The sequence below is a fragment of the Mycobacterium sp. NGS34 genome (assembly GCF_059812845.1).
On sequence record NZ_JCALDM010000039.1, the window covers coordinates 1 to 5,073 of the forward strand.

Sequence of the window (5,073 nt, forward strand, 5' to 3'; positions counted from 1 at the left end):
AACTGAACTCGCGACCTCGAATGTCAGCGTCTACACACTGATGAAACTCCTCGGACATGAGTCGATGACGACCTCGCAGCGTTACGTTACGGCGGCGGGGATTGAAACACGAAGTGCGGCAGCGCAAAATCAGCTTTACTCCCTATTGACCGAACAACGGGAGGACGATGGGGCCAGCTGAGAACAAAGCGATCCATGTGCCCCAAGGACGAAGGAAGGCCTCGCAGTGAGTAAGCGAGTGAGCCTGATTCTCCGCCACGCAGACGAGGCGATGATCGCTCCCTTCCTCCATCGGGGCTCGCCAGCTTTCGAGGTCCTGCGACAGTGGGCAGACCACAGTGACTATGGCTCGGGCGACATCAGCTCGGATGCCGCCGTACTGCGAATTCTGCTTCGGGTGGGCGCCGAGGCTATGCACGAACAAATCCTGGATGCTGGCTACGCCCAGCTTGCGTCCGAGTTCAATAGCGCATCAACAAGAATCGAGCGACTGGCCGCACGGGGTCGTTCTGCGCCCCAGACCGACGAGCTCAGGTGAGCCCGCTTGCGCTCCGCGGCGGTCACACGTATCAGGGCCGGCAAGTCCCGCACGGCGTGATGGGCTTTCGCACGGTGTTTGCGGCCCACTCTTCGGCGTCCGCCGACTGAATGGCGCACACCTTGACGTAGGCACCAGTCCACGGCCCGTTGTGCGGATTCTGACCGCTGATAGTGCGGCACGCGGCGCGATGCACCCGCGCGGTAGACACGCTGTAGTTACGGGCGATGTTCACGACGAAGCCTTCCGGGTTGGCGGCGAGCCAAGCCAGATAGCCAGCGTCGTCGTCCCGGAACTCGTGTGCGCGGGTACGGTGATCCACTCCGGCGAGTGCATCGGCTGGCACGACGTCGACGAACTCGCCAACCGGACTTTGTGGGACGTCGAGCGAACTGTCCTCGTTAACACTCGCGGATTCGGCCGATGCGTAGATGCCCACCGCGACCTTGTTGCCGGCGTACTGGTCCACGGTGCAGTGCAGGCCGAGCTCGGCGATTCGGCCGTCGCGGGGATGCCATGCCCGATCTGGCCGGGTACGACCCAGCAGGGGGTCGAGCGCGTCGATCGTCTGCTTCCAGAGGTTGAGCCAATTGCGACGTGGACCGACCACGAAGGACAATTCGAGCCGAACTGGTCCATCCGGTAGCACGGCAGCGCCAGAGACGGCGGCGTGGATAGCCTCCTTGTAGGCGACGCTCGAGGAAGAAGCTGCAGTGGTCGCGACGATCACACCGGCGGCTGTGGGTGCAGGAACTTCTCGGGCGGCACAGATCCGCACAGACGACTGTTCGCCATGGCGCTTCGTGCACCACACCGACACCAAGTCGACATCGCGCACGCGCGATGCGAGCGGATACGCGTAGTTATCCAGGTCGCTGGCATCGAGCAGGTCTCGTGAACTCGGCAAACCGACGTCGAGGCGCAGCGCCCACGGGCCCCTGATCCGTGCGCCAGCGATCAAAGCCTCCGTATCGTCGAGGTACTCCTGCAATCGGATCTGATCTGGATCGTCAGCCTTGTTCCACGAGGCGAGCCGCGGGGCGACCCTCAGCTCCAGCGAGCGATTATCAGGGCGGGCAAACCAGCGCATCGGATCAAGATAGCGCGGCGCACCGACAGGCCTCGGGCGAAATCCGAGCCGAACCAGAAGCGCAGATTCAGAGACCCTGACGCTGCGAGTGGGGTGTCACGGTCGGTATGGCGGCGTATTCGCTGCAGTTGGCCGCGGATCTATCAGCAAACTATGGAGTGCCAAGTCGATTTTATGTTAACTGCTTGCAGGGGTATCAGTGAACAGCAATTTGCTGGAAGGTCCAGCTCACAGGTGTTGCCTATAGGCAACACACGGACCCGCGTCGACCAACTACACGCCGACGCTGGGACGCGGGTCAAAACGCTTCTATCTCGCCAAACGCGTTAATCTAGGGTCTAGCAGTGGAATACAGACAGACCTATTCTCTGAGTTCCTCGGTTCCAACAGCCATTGGCGTTTGAAATCAACCCACGAATGATTGCGCGATAGTTCCGCTCATCTCGGCAAAGCTGGTCAAAGTGGTAGTTGCTGAAACCCTTGTGCGATTCTGTCACTTTGTGCTCAACTGACGTTGCTAATTCCGGTGAGGAGGCAGGCCCTTCAGCCTGCGCATAAACGCACGGGGCTCGATGAGTGCGCCCATCGGAGGCAGTCGAACGTCCAGGTCAACGAGGAGGTGGCACCGCACAAGCGACTCAAATATTTTCCGCTGACGGGGCTTCAAGAGTCCCCAGACGCTGAAAAAGCCGGGCTGGTATCCCGGCTTCTTCGGTGCGGCACTTGGCCGCTAATTGCTTACTTCACCCTTGAGAGGGAGACATGCTTATTTCAGCGCGCTTCCGGCGCGATGTCAACCCCTGCTTTGCATCCTGGCCTCCGACCCCATCGCAGGCTGCAGGCCCCGATGGCTGGTGGAGACGGCCGTGACCCCGCCGCCGGCCCCGACGGAAGGGCCACTGCCCGTCAATGACGCGCCCTACACGATGGTGCTTTATCAAGATCCGAAGACCGGGCAGCGCGTACGAACCCGTCTCACACCTGAGGTTTCGCGTGTGTCATTTGAGCTATGTAGGCCTATCCGGAGTTTCCCGGCCTACCGTGGTCGCCGTTCCCATCAAGGCAAGTACTGGTTCTCGCGTTCACAAGGCCATGTCAGCTTTGAGTCGCGGTTCGAGATGACTGCCCTGATGACGGTCGACTTTCGGGGCGACGCAATCGCGGTCAGCTCCAACCCGTTCTGGCTGCTGTGGCCGAAGGGCCAGACGCACCACCGGCACGCCCCGGACTTTTTCATCCGACGACGCGACGGATCGGCTCTCGTTGTCGACGTCAAGCCGGCAGATCGTCTCCGCGAGAAGGATCGGCTGCAGCATCAACGCACCCGCGATGTATGTCGCGAGTTGGACTGGGAGTACGAGGAATTCACAACGATAGACAGGACTGCAGAACGCAACCTACGGCTGTTATGCGCCTACCACCATCCGCGGTTCGCGCCGTCAGCAGAAGCACGATCCGCTATCACGATCTGCGTGAATCGATCGGGGCGAAACGGCGTGCAATTCGGCGAGCTGATCGACAACGCCTCGGACGGAGCTGAGCTCGACGAAAGCCATCTCATCTGCAGCACTTACCACATGATCTGGAACAGAGAGATTCACGTCGACCTGGCCCGCCCGCTGACCTGGACCACGGTGATCACCTCGTGATCGAACTGCATATCGGCGACATCATCGAACTCCGTGGCCAGAGCTGGCATATCCGCGACAGCGACGGACTGGCCCTTCGGCTCAAATGTCTCGATGACGGCAGCGACCTGACCTTGCCGGTAGCGATGTTGCTCTGCGACGATTCCTTCGTCGGTCCCGACGCCTCTGGGCCAAGTATCGCCGATCAGAGACTGCTCGACCTCGCCACCGACGAACAGCGACGAGATGCCGAGTTCTGGTATGAGCACCTCTCCGGTATCAAACACGCCATGGAACAGCCGGCCCAAGGACAAGCCTCTTCGGGTAACCCGATCGCGACTGTACGCGAACGACTTTCGGATAAACGAGCCGAGCTACGAACCCTGGGGCTGCAGGTCTCCATGACCACTATGTGGCGTAAGTGGCAACGCTTCAACAATGCGGGCCTGCTCGGATGTATCGATCAGCGCGGCATGCCGGGTCACGTCCGTCTGTCCGGGGTGCACGAGCACTTAATGATTGATTCGGATGTTAGGTGACGACGTTGCGAGCTTCAACGAGCGACCACTGGCATCCGGTCGGTGTGAGTTGTTTTGCGGCACCGCCCCCGCCACTGCGTGGACCGGGGTTATTGCGTCACAGTGACGAATTGCGTTCGAGGGCAAGACTATTCGGATCGCAACTCAAGTCGTCGCCAAGCCGGTTGCCGAGATCGTTCGACCATCGTCATGGCTGAGGAACTGCCCGGGTTCATTCCCCACATCCTGCGTGCCGACGATGTTTCGCTCCTGCGTGCCGATGAGACCGTGTTCAATGCGATGGTCGATGGCTGGCGGGCGCAGATGCTGGCCCGAGGCTTGGCCGTCGACACGATCATGACGCGCGGTCGACTGATTGCCCGGTTCGTTGAGTTCACCAACGAGTATCCGTGGCGGTGGCGCCCAATTGACGTGGACCAATTCCTGGCCGAATTCCGATCGCAGGAAAGACCGATTGCGCTATCTACGTTGCGGACCTACAGCAATACGATTTCGATGTTTTGCTCGTACGTCTGCGACAGTAGATACGGCTGGGTTGCATTCTGCGAGAAGCAGTTTGGCGATGTTCCGTCGCAGATATGCTTCGAGTGGAACACTCCGCAACACACAACCGATGATGCTGTTCCACCGGGCCGCCGAGCGTTCACCAAGGCCGAGTTGCAGCACCTATTTGACGTCGTAGATGATTTTGTCGACGAAGCGCACCGCACAGCGTCCAAGCGGTGGGTGACGGCCCTGCGGGATTCGATCGCATTCAAGGTCGGCTACGCCTATGGGCTGCGCCGCCGCGAACTGGTCATGCTGGACCTGACGGACTTCGGGCCCAACCCACACGTACCCCGCTTTGGAAACTACGGCGCGCTGACCGTGCGCTGGGCCAAAGGCACGAAAGGGTCCGGGCCACGTCGGCGGACGGTGCTCACATCGCCTGAATTCTCTTGGGTTGTCGAGCTTTTGGAATATTGGTGCAGCGAGGGACGCCAGCTGTTCGCCACCGCGGACCGCTCCCCCGCGCTGTGGCCCAGCGAGCGTGGTTCCAGATTGACGCTCGGTGCGCTGGGCCGCTCCTTCACCGCATTTCGCAAACGAGCCGGGCTGCCACCAGAATTGAGTCTGCACGCACTGCGGCACTCCTTCACCACCCACCTTCTGGAGGCTGGCTACGACCCACTGTTCGTGCAGGAACAGCTCGGGCACTCATTTGCATCGACCACCTCGCTGTACACCTCGGTGTCGTCAGACTTCAAACAAAAGACGATCCAACAGATGATCGCTCGA

The 5,073-nt window shown here is 60.6% G+C and carries 5 protein-coding genes and 1 pseudogene; 5 read left to right on the forward strand and 1 reads right to left on the reverse strand.

Going from position 1 to position 5,073, the window contains the following annotated elements; genetic code table 11:
- Positions 1 to 181: pseudogene (locus AC5Y7V_RS31135) on the forward strand (tyrosine-type recombinase/integrase); the annotation flags it as partial.
- 57 nt (positions 182 to 238) lie between these two features.
- Entirely contained in the window at positions 239 to 538 is a 300-nt protein-coding gene (locus AC5Y7V_RS31140) for a hypothetical protein (RefSeq protein WP_499883772.1), read from the forward strand.
- 31 nt (positions 539 to 569) lie between these two features.
- Here AC5Y7V_RS31140 and AC5Y7V_RS31145 read toward each other — a convergent pair whose 3' ends face one another.
- Complete coding sequence (locus tag AC5Y7V_RS31145; RefSeq protein WP_499883773.1) at positions 570 to 1,628, reverse strand: hypothetical protein; 1,059 nt, start codon at positions 1,626 to 1,628, stop codon at positions 570 to 572.
- Between the two features lie 866 nt (positions 1,629 to 2,494).
- Here AC5Y7V_RS31145 and AC5Y7V_RS31150 point away from each other — a divergent pair.
- From AC5Y7V_RS31150 to AC5Y7V_RS31160, 3 genes are all read left to right on the forward strand, one after another.
- Entirely contained in the window at positions 2,495 to 3,277 is a 783-nt protein-coding gene (locus AC5Y7V_RS31150; protein ID WP_499883774.1) for a TnsA-like heteromeric transposase endonuclease subunit, read from the forward strand.
- A complete protein-coding gene (locus AC5Y7V_RS31155; protein WP_499883775.1) occupies positions 3,274 to 3,795 on the forward strand; it encodes a hypothetical protein in 522 nt (173 codons plus the stop codon). The genes AC5Y7V_RS31150 and AC5Y7V_RS31155 overlap by 4 nt, the downstream gene beginning before the upstream one ends.
- 189 nt (positions 3,796 to 3,984) lie before the next feature.
- Positions 3,985 to 5,073 (forward strand): tyrosine-type recombinase/integrase (locus AC5Y7V_RS31160; RefSeq protein WP_499883776.1); only part of this gene is annotated, 1,089 nt, incomplete at its 3' end.

Bases quoted from the DNA above. Each gene is read 5' to 3' on its own strand.
- AC5Y7V_RS31145 (WP_499883773.1), bottom strand. From the start codon at position 1,628: ATGCGCTGGTTTGCCCGCCCTGATAATCGCTCGCTGGAGCTGAGGGTC.